20 protein-coding genes are annotated in these 16,277 nt (G+C 71.4%); 12 read left to right on the forward strand and 8 right to left on the reverse strand.

The window, feature by feature from the left end:
- Positions 1-93 precede the first annotated feature (93 nt).
- The 7 genes from H7H31_RS10840 (at position 94) to H7H31_RS10870 (ending at position 7,830) form a co-directional block, all read left to right on the forward strand.
- Positions 94-1,071: an ABC transporter permease gene (locus H7H31_RS10840; RefSeq protein WP_187060679.1), complete on the forward strand. Its 978-nt coding sequence runs from the start codon at positions 94-96 to the stop codon at positions 1,069-1,071.
- Positions 1,072-1,084: 13 nt separating this feature from the next.
- Entirely contained in the window at positions 1,085-2,296 is a 1,212-nt protein-coding gene (locus tag H7H31_RS10845) for an ABC transporter ATP-binding protein (protein WP_232109786.1), read from the forward strand.
- Positions 2,297-2,403: 107 nt separating this feature from the next.
- Entirely contained in the window at positions 2,404-3,498 is a 1,095-nt protein-coding gene (locus tag H7H31_RS10850) for an ABC transporter ATP-binding protein (protein ID WP_372455977.1), read from the forward strand.
- A 235-nt stretch (positions 3,499-3,733) separates the two neighbouring features.
- Positions 3,734-3,970 carry a putative ATP-grasp-modified RiPP gene (locus tag H7H31_RS10855; protein ID WP_372454650.1) on the forward strand — a complete coding sequence of 79 codons (237 nt, stop codon included), beginning with the start codon at positions 3,734-3,736 and terminating at the stop codon, positions 3,968-3,970.
- Complete coding sequence (gene tgmB, locus H7H31_RS10860) at positions 3,970-4,932, forward strand: ATP-grasp ribosomal peptide maturase (RefSeq protein ID WP_187060784.1); 963 nt, start codon at positions 3,970-3,972, stop codon at positions 4,930-4,932. Before H7H31_RS10855 ends, tgmB begins: the two co-directional genes overlap by 1 nt.
- Positions 4,929-6,071, forward strand: coding sequence for an ATP-grasp peptide maturase system methyltransferase (gene tgmC / locus H7H31_RS10865; protein WP_187060785.1), 1,143 nt, complete (start codon positions 4,929-4,931; stop codon positions 6,069-6,071). The genes tgmB and tgmC overlap by 4 nt, the downstream gene beginning before the upstream one ends.
- A gap of 349 nt (positions 6,072-6,420) precedes the next feature.
- Entirely contained in the window at positions 6,421-7,830 is a 1,410-nt protein-coding gene (locus tag H7H31_RS10870; RefSeq protein ID WP_187060786.1) for a hypothetical protein, read from the forward strand.
- Between the two features lie 170 nt (positions 7,831-8,000).
- On the opposite strand, the gene H7H31_RS10875 is transcribed toward H7H31_RS10870, so the two are convergent.
- Genes H7H31_RS10875 through H7H31_RS10890 form a run of 4 tightly spaced genes read right to left on the reverse strand, consistent with a single transcriptional unit; the run spans position 8,001 to position 9,542 of the window.
- On the reverse strand, positions 8,001-8,207 hold the full coding sequence (locus tag H7H31_RS10875) for a DUF397 domain-containing protein (RefSeq protein ID WP_187060787.1): 207 nt from the start codon (positions 8,205-8,207) through the stop codon (positions 8,001-8,003).
- Positions 8,204-8,485 carry a Scr1 family TA system antitoxin-like transcriptional regulator gene (locus tag H7H31_RS33830; protein ID WP_222624934.1) on the reverse strand — a complete coding sequence of 94 codons (282 nt, stop codon included), beginning with the start codon at positions 8,483-8,485 and terminating at the stop codon, positions 8,204-8,206. Before H7H31_RS33830 ends, H7H31_RS10875 begins: the two co-directional genes overlap by 4 nt.
- Positions 8,486-8,529: 44 nt before the next feature.
- Positions 8,530-8,730, reverse strand: coding sequence for a DUF397 domain-containing protein (locus H7H31_RS10885; RefSeq protein WP_187060789.1), 201 nt, complete (start codon positions 8,728-8,730; stop codon positions 8,530-8,532).
- Entirely contained in the window at positions 8,727-9,542 is an 816-nt protein-coding gene (locus H7H31_RS10890; RefSeq protein WP_187060790.1) for a helix-turn-helix domain-containing protein, read from the reverse strand. The genes H7H31_RS10885 and H7H31_RS10890 overlap by 4 nt, the downstream gene beginning before the upstream one ends.
- A 126-nt stretch (positions 9,543-9,668) precedes the next feature.
- On the opposite strand from H7H31_RS10890, the gene H7H31_RS10895 reads away from it, so the two are divergent.
- Genes H7H31_RS10895 through H7H31_RS10915 form a run of 5 tightly spaced genes read left to right on the forward strand, consistent with a single transcriptional unit; the run spans position 9,669 to position 11,962 of the window.
- Positions 9,669-9,917, forward strand: coding sequence for a hypothetical protein (locus H7H31_RS10895; RefSeq protein WP_187060791.1), 249 nt, complete (start codon positions 9,669-9,671; stop codon positions 9,915-9,917).
- Complete coding sequence (locus H7H31_RS10900; protein ID WP_187060792.1) at positions 9,914-10,102, forward strand: hypothetical protein; 189 nt, start codon at positions 9,914-9,916, stop codon at positions 10,100-10,102. The genes H7H31_RS10895 and H7H31_RS10900 overlap by 4 nt, the downstream gene beginning before the upstream one ends.
- The gene (locus H7H31_RS10905; protein WP_187060793.1) at positions 10,099-10,596 is read left to right on the forward strand and encodes a hypothetical protein; all 498 of its coding nucleotides are present in this window, start codon (positions 10,099-10,101) and stop codon (positions 10,594-10,596) included. The genes H7H31_RS10900 and H7H31_RS10905 overlap by 4 nt, the downstream gene beginning before the upstream one ends.
- A 47-nt stretch (positions 10,597-10,643) precedes the next feature.
- Positions 10,644-10,790, forward strand: coding sequence for a hypothetical protein (locus H7H31_RS10910; protein ID WP_187117895.1), 147 nt, complete (start codon positions 10,644-10,646; stop codon positions 10,788-10,790).
- On the forward strand, positions 10,787-11,962 hold the full coding sequence (locus H7H31_RS10915; RefSeq protein WP_187059582.1) for a methyltransferase domain-containing protein: 1,176 nt from the start codon (positions 10,787-10,789) through the stop codon (positions 11,960-11,962). Before H7H31_RS10910 ends, H7H31_RS10915 begins: the two co-directional genes overlap by 4 nt.
- A gap of 61 nt (positions 11,963-12,023) precedes the next feature.
- On the opposite strand, the gene H7H31_RS10920 is transcribed toward H7H31_RS10915, so the two are convergent.
- Genes H7H31_RS10920 through H7H31_RS10935 form a run of 4 tightly spaced genes read right to left on the reverse strand, consistent with a single transcriptional unit; the run spans position 12,024 to position 16,192 of the window.
- Positions 12,024-13,193 (reverse strand): ABC transporter ATP-binding protein, encoded by a 1,170-nt coding sequence (locus tag H7H31_RS10920; protein ID WP_187117896.1) that lies wholly within the window; start codon positions 13,191-13,193, stop codon positions 12,024-12,026.
- Positions 13,183-14,253 (reverse strand): ABC transporter ATP-binding protein, encoded by a 1,071-nt coding sequence (locus tag H7H31_RS10925; protein WP_232109788.1) that lies wholly within the window; start codon positions 14,251-14,253, stop codon positions 13,183-13,185. Before H7H31_RS10925 ends, H7H31_RS10920 begins: the two co-directional genes overlap by 11 nt.
- A 12-nt stretch (positions 14,254-14,265) precedes the next feature.
- Positions 14,266-15,276, reverse strand: coding sequence for an ABC transporter permease (locus H7H31_RS10930; protein ID WP_187060089.1), 1,011 nt, complete (start codon positions 15,274-15,276; stop codon positions 14,266-14,268).
- Positions 15,269-16,192 (reverse strand): ABC transporter permease, encoded by a 924-nt coding sequence (locus tag H7H31_RS10935; protein ID WP_176163882.1) that lies wholly within the window; start codon positions 16,190-16,192, stop codon positions 15,269-15,271. The genes H7H31_RS10930 and H7H31_RS10935 overlap by 8 nt, the downstream gene beginning before the upstream one ends.
- Between the last annotated feature and the right edge of the window lie 85 nt (positions 16,193-16,277).

Below are 16,277 nucleotides of genomic sequence, written 5' to 3' on the forward strand. Positions count from 1 at the left end.
CGTGCCGGCCGTCCACCGCGAGCGGGGAACGCGACCGTGTAGTGACCGCGCCCGCCCGGGGCCCGCGCCCCCGACCCGGAGACCCGCGATGCCATGCTGAGATTCCTCATCCGCCGCTCCCTCGGCGCGGTCGTGATCCTCGTCCTGATCAGCGCGATCACGTTCTTCCTCTTCTTCGCGCTGCCCGCCGACCCCGCCAGGCTGGCCTGCGGGAAGAACTGCGACCCGGCGTCCCTCGCCCTCATCAACGAGAACCTCGGCCTCGACAAGCCGATCCCCGTCCAGTACGGGGAGTTCATGGTCGGCATCGTCGCGGGCCGGGACTTCCCCGTCGGACACTGCGACGCGCCGTGCTTCGGCTACTCCTTCGTCAACCAGGAGCCGGTGTGGCCCACCATCGTGGACCGCTTCCCCACCACGCTCTCGCTGGCGCTCGGTGCGGCCGTGGTCTTCCTGGCGGTGGGCGTGGGGCTCGGGATGATCGCCGCGTGGCGGCGCGGCACCTGGATCGACAAGCTCTTCAGCTCGCTCTCGCTGCTCGGCCAGTCCCTCCAGGTCTACTTCGTGGGGGTGCTGTGCCTGGCCTGGTTCGTCAGCGGGCTGTCGATCATGGAGCAGCCGGCGTACCACCCGATCACCGAGAACCCCGCCAGGTGGTTCAGCGGCATGCTGCTGCCCTGGCTGGTCCTTTCGCTGATCTTCATGGCCAACTACAGCCGGATGACCCGCTCGCAGTTGGTCGAGCAGTTACACGAGGACCACGTGCGCACCGCCCGCGCCAAGGGCCTGTCCGGTCGCACGGTCTTCTTCCGGTACGCCTGGCGCGGGGCGATCGCGCCCATCGTGACCATCTTCGGCATGGACCTGGGCTCGCTGCTCGGCGGCGCCATGATCACCGAGTACACGTTCACGCTGCACGGCGTCGGCCGGCTGGCCGTGGACTCGGTGCGCCTCACGGACCTGCCCATGCTGATGGGCGTGATGCTGATCAGTTCGGCGGCGATCGTCGTGTTCACCATCGTCGTGGACGCCCTGTACGCCGTCATCGACCCGCGCGTGCGCCTCGCCTAGGAGGGCTGAGCAGATGACCACCGCCACCCACGGCGCGCCGGCGCCCGCGCCGGGCGCGACCGGCGGCTACCTGTCCGTGCGCGACCTCCGGGTGCGCTTCGCCACCGAGGACGGCACCGTCAGGGCCGTGGACGGGCTCTCCTTCGACCTGGAGCGGGGCCGCACGCTCGGCATCGTCGGCGAGTCCGGCTCGGGCAAGTCCGTCACCAACCTCACCGTGCTCGGCCTGCACGACCCGCGCACCACCACCGTGGAGGGCCAGATCCTGTTGGACGGCCAGGAGTTGACCGGCGCCGGCGAACGCGCGCTGGAACGCCTGCGCGGCAACAAGATGGCGATGATCTTCCAGGACCCGCTGACCGCGCTCTCCCCGTACTACACGGTCGGCCGGCAGATCGCCGAGCCGTACCGCAAGCACACCGGCGCCTCCAAGCGGGCGGCGCGGCAGCGCGCCATCGAGATGCTGGCCAAGGTCGGCATCCCGCACGCGCGGCGGCGCGTGGACGACTACCCGCACCAGTTCTCCGGCGGCATGCGCCAGCGCGCGATGATCGCCATGGCCCTGATCTGCGACCCCGACCTCCTGATCGCCGACGAGCCGACCACCGCCCTCGACGTCACCGTGCAGGCCCAGATTCTCGACCTGCTCGGCGACCTCCAGCAGGAGTTCGGCTCGGCGATCATCCTGATCACCCACGACCTGGGCGTGGTGGCCAACGCGGCCGACGACCTGCTGGTGATGTACGCGGGCCGCGCGGTGGAGCGCGGAACCGTACGCGAGGTCCTGTCCGCGCCCCAACATCCGTACACCTGGGGCCTGTTGGACTCCATGCCCACCCTGGCCGGCGCCGTGGACACCCCACTGACCCCCATCCCCGGCGCCCCACCCAGCCTGCTCGCCCCACCCTCCGGCTGCCCCTTCCACCCACGCTGCGGGTACACCGCCGTGGTGGGCGGCGACCGCTGCGCGACGGAGCGCCCGGCCCTGCCGGCGGGGCGGGGGGCCGCGTGCCACCTGGGCGCGGAGCGTGGGGGCGCCGTCCGGCGGGGTGGCGGCGGGGCCGCGGGCGCCGGCCCGGCGGGGGCGACACGTACGGACAACGGTCCGGCGCCTGCGGACGGCCCGGCGCCTGCGAACGGCCCGGCGCCTGCGGACGATCCGGCCGGCGGCGGCCCGGCCAACAAGGAGCCGGGTGGCGGCCCGAGCCAGGGAGGGGACCGATGACGCGGGACGCGGCCACGGGCCGGACCGTGGAGCAGAGCGCGGGGAACGGGCCCCCGCCCGGTGAGCCGCTGCTCGTGGCCGAGCGGCTGACCAAGCACTTCCCGATCATGGGCGGCTTCCCGTTCCAACGGAAGGTCGGCGCCGTGCAGGCGGTGGACGGCATCGACCTGGCGGTGCACGCGGGCGAGAGCTTCGGCCTGGTCGGCGAGTCGGGGTGCGGCAAGTCCACCACCGGCCGGCTGCTGACCCGCCTCCTGGAGCCGACCGCCGGCCGGATCAGCTACCGAGGCCAGGACATCACGCACGCCGACCGCAAGGCCCTGGCCCCGATCCGCTCCGAGATTCAGATGATCTTCCAGGACCCGTACTCGTCCCTCAACCCACGCCAGACGGTCGGCGCGATCATCTCCGGCCCGATGGAGATCAACCGCATCCGCCCACCCGGCGGCCGGGAGGCCCGGGTGCGCGAACTCCTGGAGACGGTGGGCCTGAGCCCCGAGCACTACAACCGCTTCCCGCACGAGTTCTCCGGCGGCCAACGCCAACGCATCGGCGTGGCCCGCGCGCTGGCCCTGGACCCCCGCCTCATCGTCGCCGACGAACCCGTCTCCGCCCTCGACGTATCCATCCAGGCCCAGGTCATCAACCTGCTCCAGCGCCTGCGCGCCGAACTCGGCATCGCCTTCGTCTTCATCGCCCACGACCTGGCGGTGGTCCGGCACTTCTCGCAACGGGTGGCGGTGATGTACCTCGGCAAGATCGTCGAGGTGGGCGACCGCGAGTCCATCTACGTCCGCCCCCGCCACCCGTACACCCACGCCCTGCTGTCGGCGGTCCCGGACGCGACGGAGTTCCTCGCGGAGGGGGCGGGCGCGAGCCACGTGGACGCGGGTTACGCGGGGGCGGGCGAGGGGGCGGGCGGTGGCCCGGCTCCCGGCCCCGGGCGCATCCGTCTCGCCGGCGACGTCCCCTCACCCATCCGCCCGCCATCGGGCTGCCGCTTCCGCACCCGCTGCTGGAAGGCGCGCGACCGCTGCGCGAGCGAGGAACCACCCCTGGCCCCCATCCCGGGCAACGGCCCCGGCCACCTCACGGCCTGCCACTTCCCGGAGGACCCGACGACCGCGCGGGGCGAGGCGGTGATCCTCGATCCGGCGTTGCGGGGTGGGGGTGTGGCGAAGGCTCATGGTGTGGAGGGGTGAGGGGGCGGGTTGGGCCTCACTCCTGAGCGGCCCTCCGTCTCCGTCAACGGTCCACTTTCGATGCTCCGGGCCGGGCGCACGGACCTCGGCCGGTTCACCTCTGGCCGAGGTGATTCAGTCGCAGGTGTGATTGACAACACAGCGTGCACGCCGACAAGTTGGCCTCGCCGAGTCACGAGGAGACGGAGGTACACCACCGATGACGCAGACGCCCCCGCCATGGGGCACGCAACGCATGGGTCCGTACGCGGCGACTACCTCGGTTCCGCAGTACACACCTGTGATCGATCCCGAAACGCAGATCGCCGTCATCGTCGACGAGCACGGGCGAACGGTCGAGTTGGGTAGCCATGGCACCAGCACGAGCGGCCTGACACCCACCACGACCGCCCCCGGGGACGGAGCCGGCCCGGGTGCTGCGACCGACGCCGACAGCACCGAGTCATACGACCAGGACCAGAGTTCCGACTGATGCAGGAGAGCGGTTCGGTGCTGGTGCTGACCAACCCTTACGACGTGACAGCGGACCTGGTGCTACGGCTCCTCGCCGACCGTCGGGTCCCCGTGGTCCGTCTCGACCCCGGCACCGACCTCCACGCAGGTGCCTCGCTGACCGCCACGTACCACGCGGACGGCCAGCAGGGCACTCTCCGCACAGCGAGTCGGGAGATCGACACCACGCGCGTTCACTCCGTCTGGGTGCGGAGGCCGTCGCCCTACCTGGGCCCGCCGGGGCTGAGCGACCAGGATCGCCGGTTCGCCGCAGAACAAACGCTGTGGGGCGCGGGCGGCATCATCGCGTCGTTGCCAGCGGCGCACTACATGAATCACCCCTGGCACAACCGAGCCGCAGAGTCCAAGCCCGCACAGCTCTCGACCGCACAACGCTGCGGGTTCCCGGTGCCCAGCACGGTCATCACGAACGATCCGGACGAGGCGAGGACGTTCGCTGCCCACCAACCGGGCGGCGTCGTCTACAAGCCCCTGTGGAACACGACCTACCGCGTGGACGGTCAGCCGCACAGCGTGTGGGTGCGCGAGGTGGGCGCCAACGACATCACTGACGCCGTAGCCGTCTGCCCACACGTATTCCAGGCCACGGTGAGCAAGGAGTTCGACGCGCGCGTGACCGCCGTCGGTGGCCAACTGTTCGCGGTCCGGATCGACAGCCCCGATATCGACTGGCGCCGCCGCCAGGACCTCATGACGTGCACATCGATCGACGTGCCTGAGCCCATCGCCCATGCCGCCGTCGCGTACCTTGCCGAATTCGGTCTGGTCTACGGTGCGTTCGACTTCGCCGTGACCGCCGAGGGTGTCTGGTACTTCCTGGAATGCAACCCGAACGGCCAACGGGCAGGGCAGCCGGCGGGTACCACCAAAGCCATCGCCCACGCCATCACCGAGCAGCTAGCGAAAGGCCCCGGTACGTGAGCACTTCGACGCAGCTCCGCGAGACGTTGGCGGAAAGCCTCACCGAGACGGGCGCCCTCACGGACCCCGAGTGGCGGAGCGCCGTCAGCGCGGTGCCGCGTGAGTTGTTCGCGGGGGCCTACTTCAGGCCGGTGCCGGGCACCGTACCGACCAGCTATCGACCTGTCCGCGAGGGCGATCCCGGGTGGCTGGAGGGGATCTACTCCGACGAGACGCTGATCACCCAACTGGACGGGCAAACCCGACCCGTCGACGTGGCGGAGGGGACCGCGATCGGTTCCCCCTCCTCCTCGTCCACCCTGCCCTCGCTGGTGCTGCGCATGTGGCAACAGCTCGGCGTCGAAGCCGGTCACCGGGTGTTGGAGATCGGCACCGGCACCGGATACTCGACCGCCCTCGGTGCGCACCGCCTCGGGGACACCAGTATCACCAGCATCGAATACGACCCTGTGGTCGGCGGTGCCGCCGCTGTGGCGCTCGAAGCGGCCGGCTTCGCGCCACGGCTGGTCATCGGTGACGGGCTGCGCGGCGATCCGGACGGAGGCCCGTACGACCGGCTGATCGCCACGTGTTCGGTCCGGTACGTCCCGCTGCCGTGGCTGCACCAGGTCCGGCCGAGCGGGAAGATCCTCGTCACTCTCTCTGGTTGGAGTCTCGCCAACGCCCTCGTCTCGCTGGATGTGACCGGCCCCGGGGAGGCGACCGGTCGGTTCCTGCCCGGCTACACCAGCTTCATGATCGCCCGGCCGCACGATCGCCCGCCCCGACCGGCGCTGGCGCTGCTGCCCGGAGACGAGCGCCCGAGCGAGATCGACCCGACGAAGCTCGATGACTGGACCGGTGGTTGGGTCGCACAGCTCGCGGCACCGTCCGCCGAACGCCTGGGGACGGGCTCGGAACAGATCCTCTGGGACGTGTCCACCGGCTCACAGGCTCGGACGGCCCCCAGCCCCGGTGGCGGCTGGACCGTCGTGCAGCGCGGCCCCGTTCGCCTGTGGGACCAGGTCGAGCGGGCCGTACGACAATGGCAGGCCGCCGGCGAACCGCACCAGGAGGAGTTCGGCATCACGATCTCGCCCGTCGGCCAGCGGGTGTGGCTCGGCACCGAAGCCGGCCCCGGGTGGGACCTGCCGATCTGACCCACCCCGGCCCAGGTCACCCCCGGCAACCCCGACAGGCGGCACGCAGGCCCGCCACGACAGCGCCCCGGAAGCCCGCCCGCGGCATGGCCGAACGGCCGGGCACGGTGATCGCGTCGTCACTCAGCAACCCTCGCCACTCTCAGGCGTAGTGGCCACCCCCACCTGACCACCACAACTGGACGATGTGCTACCGCATTTGGTGGAGATCGGACGGCGGAATCGGGAACTCCGACCGCTGCGTAGCCATGGTAAGGAGTGAGGGGCCACCGGGCCCCTCTTCAACCGGGTCGCGTCGTGTGCGGTGTGGCGGGCGGCCCGGGCGAGATGCACGTCGAGAGGACGTACGGTGAGTTTGCTCAGCACGGATTCTGGTGCTGCCGGCCGATTGCGGGCCGGTCTGGTCGTCAGCGCGGCCCTGGCCGTCACAGCAGTCACGGCCACCACGGCGCCAGCGCTCGCGGCCTCCCCGAGCGGGGACCCGGCCGAGGGTCGGACGGCGGCCCAGGAAGGGCTTGCCCACCCGTCGGCCATGCTCGGCGCCGGCCCGATCAGCCGCACCGCGACCGGCCACCACGCGTTCGAACCCGGGCGCGCCGGCCGCCCCGCCGGAACCCCGCACGCCGCCCCCGCCCACCCGTCCGCCGGCCCGGCGTCGAGCGTCGCCGGCTGGCAGGAGAGGACGATGGCCGAACCGGATGCCACGGGCATCCGCCTGACGCGCGTGGACGCGCACGTCACGTGGGCGTCAGGGATGCGCTTCGACTGGTACGGGGACAACTTCGCGTTCGTACCCACGCTGTGGGAGCGCGACGACCGCAAGGGCACCGGGTGGAAGGAGCGGGCGACCATACCCGGGCCGAACGGGTACAACGAGCGGTGGAACGACGTGGACGCCTCGTCCAGCCGCAGTGCGGTGCTGGTCGGCGACTACCACGAGCCGTCCGGCGGCGTGGTCAACCAGAGCTGGAACGGCCGGGCCTGGAAGAACTCGGTGGCCCCGGTGCCGAAGGACACGATCGGTGCGGGCTTCCTGGCCGTCGACGCGCGCACCGCGACCGACGCCTGGGCGGCGGGCTGGGCACAGGTTCCCACCAGCGACTCGAACGACAGCAGGAACGTGGGCCTGCTCAGCCACTGGAACGGCACCCGCTGGACCACGTCGAAGCTGCCCGCCATCGGCGGTGACCGGGACGGCTGGCACCTGGTCACGGTGACCGCGCTGGCCGCCAACGACGTGTGGGCGGCGGGCTCGGTGTACGGCGACGCGGGCACCCGGCCGCTCCTCCTGCACTTCGACGGCAAGAGCTGGCGCGAGGTGCGGGTGCCGGACCTCGGCGACGTACAGGCCCAGTTCGACGCGCTCGCGCCCGGCCCGGGCGGCGTGGTGTGGGCCGGCGGTACGACCGAGGCGGCGGACGGCACCCTGAGCGGTTTCGCCCTCCGGTACGCGCACGGCACCTGGACCCGCAAGCCGCTGCCGACCGGCACAGCGCCGGTGACCGCGGTCACCGTCAACGGGGACGCGCCGGTGTTCGTGGTCGTCGAGGACGAGGAGCGGACCGACGCGCTGCAGGGCAACGCCACGGGCACCCGCTGGACCTCGCTCGGCCTGGCCGACGCCGCCGCGCCGCCGCTGAACAGCTTTGACGTACTGGCCTCCGGAAAGACCATCGACGTGCTGGGACACCGCCCGCCCTCGGACGGCACCGGACGCATCGGCTACCCGGTCGTCCTGACCAAGACCCTCACGCCCTGACGAGACCGTAGGACCGGCGGTTGGGAACGGGCCCCGCAGCAGCCCGAGGGCCGGGGCGGTCTCAGCGAGCAGCCAACCTCGTACGGCGTGCAGCCCATTCCACCGGCCTGGTAATGGAAGAACCCCCAACCGTCTGGTTGGGGGTTCTTCGGGTGTCGGCGGGTAACGGGTTACGCGCCGAAGTCGCCCGCCTTCACGCCTGCCACGAAGGCGTTCCACGCGGCAGGTTCGAAGGCCAGGGTCGGACCGCTGGGGTCCTTCGAGTCCCGGACGGGAACGATGCCAGTTGAGGTCGCATGAGTAGGGGCCCACTCGATGCATTGCCCCTCGCCCGCGCTGTACGTGCTCTTGACCCATACCGGGCCGGTGCCGTTCATCTGCCGTGGTCCTCCCTGATCTTGCGCATCAGCTCCAGCGACTCCGCTTCGGGGAGCGCCGCCATCCGTAGTGGGTCGAAATTGCCGACCGGGGAAGCCACCACGTCCGGTGCCTCGTCCACCTGCCCACCATGGGTGGGTGTCTCGGCGTACACGACTTGCGGTTTACCGTCCAACGCAAGCAGCGTTAACGGCAGATGGGAGGGAGCGGCACCCGCCTTGTACGGCAACACATAGAGGGTCACGTGGGCCATAGGACGCAGTGGAGCCCCCTCCATCCGGTCGGGGACTCCATGTCGATCGGCAGCGAGCGCATCACGGACTACGCGCCGAAGTCGCCCGCCCTCACGCCTGCCACGAACGCGCTCCACGCCGACGGCTCGAAGGTCAGAGCCGGGCCCTGTGGGTCCTTGCTGTCGCGTACGGGGATGACGCCAGTCGTGGTCGCGTGAGCGGGGGCCCACTCGATGCATTCGCCGCCGTTCGATGCGCTGTAGCTGGACTTGATCCACTTCTCGGTCATTGGTCGTAGCCCTTCAGGATCTGGTCGATCAACTCTGCTGTATCGCCGGGCGGTAGGGCCAAAGCCCTGATCAGATCGTACGCGTCCGAGGCCACCTCGACGTCGTTCGATTCCGCGAGTACGTACCCCCGGGGAAACCCATCTACGTGCGCGACGTCCGGCCCTTCCCTGAACGACAACAAGCCGAACGAGCTTGCCGCCACGGTGTTGAGCCGTCCCGCCGGAACCACCTGGACGCGGTGCCGCGGAGTCTCGGCCAGATCCCGTACGCGAAGCAACTGCTCGCGCATGGTCTGAGCATCACCCACCTGCGCCCGCAGTACGGCCTCGTTGATCACCAACCACAGGCGCACGGGCCATTCCTCACGGGTGAGAATGGCCTGCCGTTCCAATCGCGCAGCGACCAGCGCCTCTAGATCCACCGGGCGACCTCCACGGAGAACCTCCGAGGCGTAAGCCCGAGTCTGAACCAGTCCCGGCAGCAGCAGCGGATTGAACATCCGGATCATGGTGGCCTGTTGCTCAAGCACAACGTACGGTGCGAACCAGTCTGGATGGCCGCTGCGCTTGGCCAGCTTGGTTCGGAGGCGCAGGTACACCCCCGGCGTTCCGGCAAGTACGTCTATCGCTCGGGCGAACGCCTCCGACGCGAGCACCGTACCGTTCTCCACCTTCGACACCTGGCTCTGCCCGAAGTGCAACTCGTCCGCGAACCTCTCCTGCGACATAGCCAGGGACTCGCGCAACGCTCGCACCTCGTCACCGAAGTACGCGGCGGCACCCTTTGGCCGGACGGGGTTCCCCTCGCTCATGCGCAACTTCCCGTTTTCTTAAGCGGGTTGGAATGGCGTCTGACCTGGAATCTTAGCCCCGCAGGGGCAACGCTTGTAGGCAATCGATCACAACCGGTGATCGCCAGCTCTACAGGGAAATCGACCTTGGAACACAAGATGACCTTGCGGGTCTACCGAGCGCGCGTCGGGGAGGGGTCCGCCCCCGACGGTCCGCCGTCCGTCGTCACCGTCGACTCCGACGCCGTCTTCCGAGAGGACTTCGCGTACGCCGCCACCGCCGCCTGGCCCCCGTGCCGCTGCCCGCTCCACCGCGCCGGGGCAGCGCTTCGCCGCGTGGAGGCGGCCCCCCAGCGCGCGCAGGCGGCGTCCCAGGCCCCGGAGGTGACCCCGTGATCCGTCCCCGTGACTGGCGCCCGCGCAACGCGTCCCGTTGCCAGGTCTGCCGCGAACTCATGGTGCGCCGACAGCGCGCCCGCGCTCGCCGTGACGACGACGCGTACGTGCAGGCGAGTACCGAACTCGACCAGCACGTCAGGGAGCGTCACGCTCCCCCACGGCATCCGGGCGGTGCGGTGTGATCGACGCGCTTCTGACGCCCAGGCAGACGTGGGTGCACCTGCTCGTCTGGTGTCCCGCCGACACCTCCAACCCACGCGAGGAGGAACAGTTGTGGCCGCGAGTCCTCCAGGTCGCGCGGGGTGACGAGGCGGGGCCGCCCGGGGTCCTGCTCAGGCCCGGGGAGTCGGTGCAGCACGCCGCCGAACGGGTCGCCGGCGCCCTGGGCCTCGCACTCCCGCCACCGCCGCTCCGGCTGCTCGCCGTGGACCAACAGCCCGCCGAGCCCGGCTCCCTCGAACAGCTCGGCCTGGTGCTCGACGGTGGCCGTCTGGCTTCCGATGCCCTGCCCTCGTGTGGCTGCGAGGGCGCCCACGAGCTGGTGTGGACGCCCGTGGGCGAGCTGGGCCGCGTGGCGCTGGTCCACGCGCTGCGTACGCTCCTGCTGGACGTACGGCCCACCGTGCTGTGGCAGGGGTTACCTGTCGCCAGCGGAAGCACCGGAGACACCCCGTGAGCGGCGACCGAACGACTGAACGGCACGACACTTCGCAGGAGTTGTCCATGCAGCACAACACGCCCCACACCACCGCTGGCGACGCAGGCGACGGCCTGCCGGGACAGCCGTGGCCCGGCCCGCCCGCCCCGCCCACGCCGGACGGCGGCCCCGGCGTCCCCAATCCCCCGAAGAAGGCGGCGGGGACGCCGTGACCGCGCACGCCCATCGCGAGCGCACCGGCCACGCCGAGTTGGCGCGCGCCCTCACCGCGGGAGGCGTCCTCACCCCGGACTGGGCTTCCGCCTTCGCGGCCGTGCCCCGGGCGGCGTTCCTGCCCGAGGTGATGTGGCCCTTCGACATGGCGGCGGGCACCAGCGTGGCCGTCTCCCGGGCGGACGATCCGGATGCCTGGCAGGCGTACGCGGACGCGGACGTGCCCGTGGTCACCCAGTGGGACGACGGGGCGCACAGCGGCCGGGAGCCCGGGCGGGTGTCCACGTCGTCGGCGTCGATGCCGAGCGTGGTGTTCCGGATGCTGGCGGACCTGGACGTGCGCCCGGGTGACCGGGTGTTGGAGGTCGGCACCGGGACCGGGTGGAACGCGGCGCTGCTCGCGCACCGGGCCGGCGCGGGGAACGTCGTCAGCGTGGAGGTGGACGGCGCGGTGGCCGCGCGGGCGCGGGGCACCTTGGAACGGTTCGGGGCGGGGGTGCGGGTGGTGCACGGGGACGGCTACGAGGGGCATCGCGAGGGCGCGCCGTACGACCGGGTTATCGTCACCGCCGGGGTGCGGCGGGTCCCGTTCGCGTGGGTGCGGCAGACGCGGCCGGGCGGGCTGGTCGTCCTCCCCTGGGGGACCGACTTCGGCAACGGTGACGGGATCGCCCGCCTCACGGTCGCGCGGGACGGGCGGAGCGCGGCGGGGTTCTTCACCGGGCCCGTGGAGTTCATGAAGCTCCGGGCCCAGCGGCTGGCGCCCGTCGTGCACGGCGACTACGCGACGGGCGGGCCGGAGGAACGGGATGTCTCGACCACGGAGTTGACGGAGGACGCGTTGCTCGGGGAGCGGTTCGCACCGCAGCGGTTCGCCGTCGGGCTGCGGGTGCCGCGCTGCCATCACGTCCTCGCGGAGCGACGGGACGGGTCGCGGCCGGTGTGGTTCTACGGGCTCGACGATCGCTCGTGGGCGTGCGTGCTGTTCCGGGACGGTGCCAGCGCCCGGGTCTGGCAGTCGGGACCGCGCCGGCTCTGGGACGAGGTCGAGGCCGCCTACCGGTGGTGGGAGGGCGAGGGCGGGCCGGGGCACGAGCGGTTCGGGCTGACCGTCACGGCGGACGGGCAGGCCGCCTGGCTGGACGCCCCGGACCGCTCCTGGCCCGTCTGAGTCCGAGGGCGCCGAGGTCGCCCCTCCTCCGATCCCGACGCCCGCACCCAGGCGGCCGAAGCTACGCCCCCGCCCCCCACTCGGGCGGCGCCTCCCCCGACCCCGCCCCCGGCTCGGGCGGCTGCGGCCCGGGCACCTCGCCCGAGTCACCCGACTCACCCCGCACACCCGCCCCATCCGCCCCCGCCGGCCGCGTAGGCCCCGCGCTCGGGACCACGTCCCGTTCCTCCGCGAAGTGGCAGGCCGAGTCGTGGGCCACCGGGCCCGGGAGGTCGCGGAACTCGGCGGGGACGGCGAGCAGGGGGACTTCCAGGGCGCAGCGTTCCCGGGCCTTCCAGCAGCGGGTGCGGAAGCGGCAGCCGGAGGGTGGGTTGGCCGGGGACGGGACCTCGCCGGTGAGCAGGATGCGGGTGCGGTGTTCGCGGGCCTCGGGGTTGGGGACGGGGACGGCGGAGAGCAGGGCCTGGGTGTACGGGTGGGTGGGGTGGTCGTAGATCTCGGTCTCGGTGCCGACCTCGACCAGTCGGCCGAGGTACATCACCGCGACCCGGTCGGAGATGTGCCGGACCACCGACAGGTCGTGCGCGATGAAGACGTAGCTGAGGTCGAACTCCGCCTGAAGCTTCTCCAGCAGGTTGACGACCTGGGCCTGCACCGAGACGTCGAGGGCCGAGACGGGTTCGTCGGCGACGATGATCTCCGGACGCAGGGCGAGGCCGCGGGCGATGCCGATGCGCTGGCGCTGGCCGCCGGAGAACTGGTGCGGGTAGCGGTTGATGTACTCCGGGTTGAGGCCGACGACGTCCAGCAACTCCTGTACCTTGCGCCGGCGTTCGCCCTTGGGCGCGACCTCGGGGTGGATGTCGTACGGCTCGCCGATGATGTCGCCGACCGTCATGCGCGGGTTGAGCGAGGTGTACGGGTCCTGGAAGACCATCTGGATGTTGCGGCGTACGGCCTTCAGGGCGCGGCCCGACAGGCGGCTGATGTCCTCGCCACGGTAAAAGATCCTGCCCCGGGTGGGGCGTTCGAGGTGGACCAGGAGTTTGGCGACGGTGGACTTGCCGCAACCCGACTCGCCGACGATGCCCAGCGTCTCGCCGGGGGCGAGGTCGAAGCTGACCCCGTCGACCGCCTTGACCGCGCCGATCTGCCGCTTGATGACGATGCCCTGGGTGAGCGGGTAGTGCTTGACGAGGTCGCGTACTTCGAGGATCGGCTCACTCGTCATCGAGGGTCTCCTCCCAGAAGTGGCACGCGCTGGTCCGGCCGCCCCCGCCGACGCCGCCCGCGTCGGCCACGCTGCCCGGGTCGGTCACCTCGTACAGCGGTGGGCGGTCCACGCGGCACACGTCGCGGGCGCGCGGGCAGCGCGGGTGGAAGGGGCAGCCGGGTGGGATGTGCATGAGGTTGGGTGGCAGGCCCTTGATGGCGTACAGCTCCTGGCCCTTCTGGTCCAGGCGCGGGATGGAGTCGAGCAGGCCGCGGGTGTACGGGTGGGCCGGGGCGCGGTAGAGGTCGTGCACGGGCGCGTTCTCCACGATGCGGCCGGCGTACATCACCGCGATGGTGTCGGCGACGTCGGCGACCACGCCCAGGTCGTGGGTGATGAGGATCAGGCCCATGTCCAGTTCGCGGCGCAGTTCGGCGAGCAGCTCCATGACCTGGGCCTGCACGGTCACGTCCAGCGCGGTGGTGGGCTCGTCCGCGATGATCAGGGCGGGTTCGAGGGCCATCGCCATGGCGATCATGATGCGTTGGCGCATGCCGCCGGAGAACTGGTGCGGGTAGTCGCCCACGCGCTGCGCGGCGGCCGGGATGCGTACCCGGTCCATCAGCTCGATCGCGCGCTGGCGGGCCGCCTTGCGGGACAGGCCCCGGTGCACCTCGAACATCTCGCCGAGTTGGGCGCCGACCGAGACGACCGGGTTGAGCGCGGACAGCGCGTCCTGGAAGATCATCGCCATCTGCGCGCCGCGCACCTTGCGCCGCTCCTCGCGGCCGAGGGTGAGCAGGTCGCGGCCCTGGAAGCGGACCTGGCCGGCGGTGACGTAGCCGGGGGGCGAGTCGAGGATGCCCATGATGGCCTGGGCCGTGACCGACTTGCCCGAGCCCGACTCGCCGAGCACGGCGAGCGTCTCGCCGGCCCGGACGGCGTAGCTGACGCCGTTGACGGCCTGCGAGACGCCGTCCCGCAGCCGGAACTCGACGTGCAGGTCGCGCACGTCGAGCAGGGGTTCGGCGGGTGCTTCGGTGGCGGGGTGGGGGCTGGGCTCGTTGACGACGGTCACCTGCGGGGCTCCTCAGCGCAGCTTGGGGTCGAGGGCGTCGCGCACCGCGTCGCCGAGCATGATGAAGGCCAGCACGGTGATGCTGAGCGCGCCGGCCGGCCACAGCAGCATGTGCGGGGCGTTGCGGATGTGCGTGGAGGCGGCCGAGATGTCGATCCCCCAGGAGACGGTCGGGGGTTTGAGGCCCACGCCGAGGTAGGAGAGCGTGGCTTCGAGGGAGATGTAGGTGCCGAGCGCGATGGTGGCCACGACGATGACCGGGGCCACCGCGTTGGGCGCGATGTGGCGCAGCAGCAGCCGCCCGTTGCTGGCGCCGAGCGCCCGGGCGGCCTGGACGTAGTCGTTCTGTTTGGCGGTGACGACCGAGCCGCGCGCGATGCGGGAGATCTGTGGCCAGCCGAGCAGCACGATGAAGCCGACCACCGGCCACACCGAGCCGCTGGTGATCACGGACAGGAAGACCAGGCCGCCAAGGACGATCGGGATGCCGAAGAAGATGTCGGCGACCCGGGAGAGCACCGCGTCGCCCCAGCCGCCGAAGAACCCGGCGAGCCCGCCGAGCAGGCTGCCGAGCAGGGCCGCGCCGGCGGTGGCGCACACGCCGACGACGATGGAGGCGCGGGCCCCGTAGACGACCCGGGTGTACAGGTCGCGGCCCTGTACGTCGTAGCCGAACGGGTGCCCCGGCTCCGCGCCCTCCTGGGCCTTGGCCAGGTTGGCCTTGTACGGGCTGCCGCTGGCGATGAGCGAGGGCCAGATCGCGATGACGATCAGGAACAGGATGATCAGCGCGGAGATGATGAAAACCGGGTTGCGCCGCAGGTCGCGCCAGGCGTCCGACCACAGGCTGCCCACCCGGGCCTCGGGTCCTGGTCCGCCCGGTGGCTGTCCGCCCTCCAGGGTCTGGGCCTCGCTGCTGGCCAGGTCGAGGGCGGGGCCGCCGGTGGGGGCGACGGCGGTGTGCGGGTCGGGCGGCAGGCCGTGGGCGGGGCCCTGGCCCGGCCCGTGTGGGGGTTCAGGCATAGCGAATCCTCGGGTCGAGCACGGCGTAGAGGAGGTCGACGAGCAGGTTGGCGACCAGGAAGACCAGCACGAGGACGGTGACGAAGCCGACGACGGTGGGCGAGTTCTGCCGCAGGACGCCCTGGTAGAGCTGGTAGCCGACGCCGTGGATGTTGAAGATCCGCTCGGTGACCAGGGCGCCGCCCATCAGGCCGCCGATGTCGGTGCCGATGAAGGTGACCACCGGGATCAGTGAGTTGCGCAGCAGGTGCCGGGTGATGACGCGGCGCCGCGGCAGGCCCTTGGCCAGGGCGGTGCGCACGTAGTCGGCGCGCACGTTCTCGGCGATCGAGGTGCGGGTCAGGCGGGTGACGTAGGCGAGCGAGACCAGGCCGACGACGACGCCGGGCAGCAGGAGTTCGTTCAGTGGGGCGTCGGGCGAGACGGTGGGGCTGACGGTGTTCCACTTGATGCCGCACAGGTACTGGAGGACGTAGCCGCTGACGAACGTCGGGATGGAGATGACGATGAGGCTCAGCAGCAGCACGGTGGTGTCGATGGCCCGGCCTCGGCGCAGGCCGCTGAGGACGCCGAGGGTGATGCCGATGAGGATCTCGAAGGCGATGGCCACCAGCGTCAGGCGCACCGTCACCGGCCAGGCGTCCGCCATGAGTTCGGTGACGGGCTGGCCGTTGAAGGCGGTGCCGAAGTCACCCTGGAAGATCTGCCCCATGTAGTGCAGGTACTGCTTCCACAGCGGCTCGTCCAGGTAGAGGTCCTCGCGGATCTGCGCGGCGGTGGCGGGGTCGGGCGCCCGGTCGCCGAAGAGCGCGGCCACCGGGTCGCCGAGCGCGTACACCATGAAGAAGATCAGGAACGTGCTGCCGATGAACACCGGGATCATCTGGAGCAGCCGCCGGATCACATAGCGTCCCATGGGGGCTCCGGGGGGAGGGGGGTTGGTGCGGCGGGTGGGGCCGGGGGCCGGAGGGCCGGGTGGGCGACGGCTCGGCGCGCGTGGC

It is taken from the genome of Streptomyces buecherae (genome assembly GCF_014295035.1).
Lineage (GTDB): Bacteria > Actinomycetota > Actinomycetes > Streptomycetales > Streptomycetaceae > Streptomyces > Streptomyces youssoufiensis.

What these genes read in the sequence shown, in the direction of transcription:
- H7H31_RS10840 (WP_187060679.1), top strand. Translation starts at nt 94, where the DNA reads ATGCTGAGATTCCTCATCCGCCGCTCCCTCGGCGCGGTCGTGATCCTC.
- H7H31_RS10845 (WP_232109786.1), top strand. Translation starts at nt 1,085, where the DNA reads ATGACCACCGCCACCCACGGCGCGCCGGCGCCCGCGCCGGGCGCGACC.
- H7H31_RS10850 (WP_372455977.1), top strand. Translation starts at nt 2,404, where the DNA reads ATGGGCGGCTTCCCGTTCCAACGGAAGGTCGGCGCCGTGCAGGCGGTG.
- H7H31_RS10855 (WP_372454650.1), top strand. Translation starts at nt 3,734, where the DNA reads ATGGGTCCGTACGCGGCGACTACCTCGGTTCCGCAGTACACACCTGTG.
- tgmB (WP_187060784.1), top strand. Translation starts at nt 3,970, where the DNA reads ATGCAGGAGAGCGGTTCGGTGCTGGTGCTGACCAACCCTTACGACGTG.
- H7H31_RS10875 (WP_187060787.1), bottom strand. Translation starts at nt 8,207, where the DNA reads ATGAACGGCACCGGCCCGGTATGGGTCAAGAGCACGTACAGCGCGGGC.
- H7H31_RS33830 (WP_222624934.1), bottom strand. Translation starts at nt 8,485, where the DNA reads ATGGAGGGGGCTCCACTGCGTCCTATGGCCCACGTGACCCTCTATGTG.
- H7H31_RS10885 (WP_187060789.1), bottom strand. Translation starts at nt 8,730, where the DNA reads ATGACCGAGAAGTGGATCAAGTCCAGCTACAGCGCATCGAACGGCGGC.
- H7H31_RS10890 (WP_187060790.1), bottom strand. Translation starts at nt 9,542, where the DNA reads ATGAGCGAGGGGAACCCCGTCCGGCCAAAGGGTGCCGCCGCGTACTTC.
- H7H31_RS10910 (WP_187117895.1), top strand. Translation starts at nt 10,644, where the DNA reads ATGCAGCACAACACGCCCCACACCACCGCTGGCGACGCAGGCGACGGC.
- H7H31_RS10920 (WP_187117896.1), bottom strand. Translation starts at nt 13,193, where the DNA reads ATGACGAGTGAGCCGATCCTCGAAGTACGCGACCTCGTCAAGCACTAC.
- H7H31_RS10930 (WP_187060089.1), bottom strand. Translation starts at nt 15,276, where the DNA reads ATGCCTGAACCCCCACACGGGCCGGGCCAGGGCCCCGCCCACGGCCTG.
- H7H31_RS10935 (WP_176163882.1), bottom strand. Translation starts at nt 16,192, where the DNA reads ATGGGACGCTATGTGATCCGGCGGCTGCTCCAGATGATCCCGGTGTTC.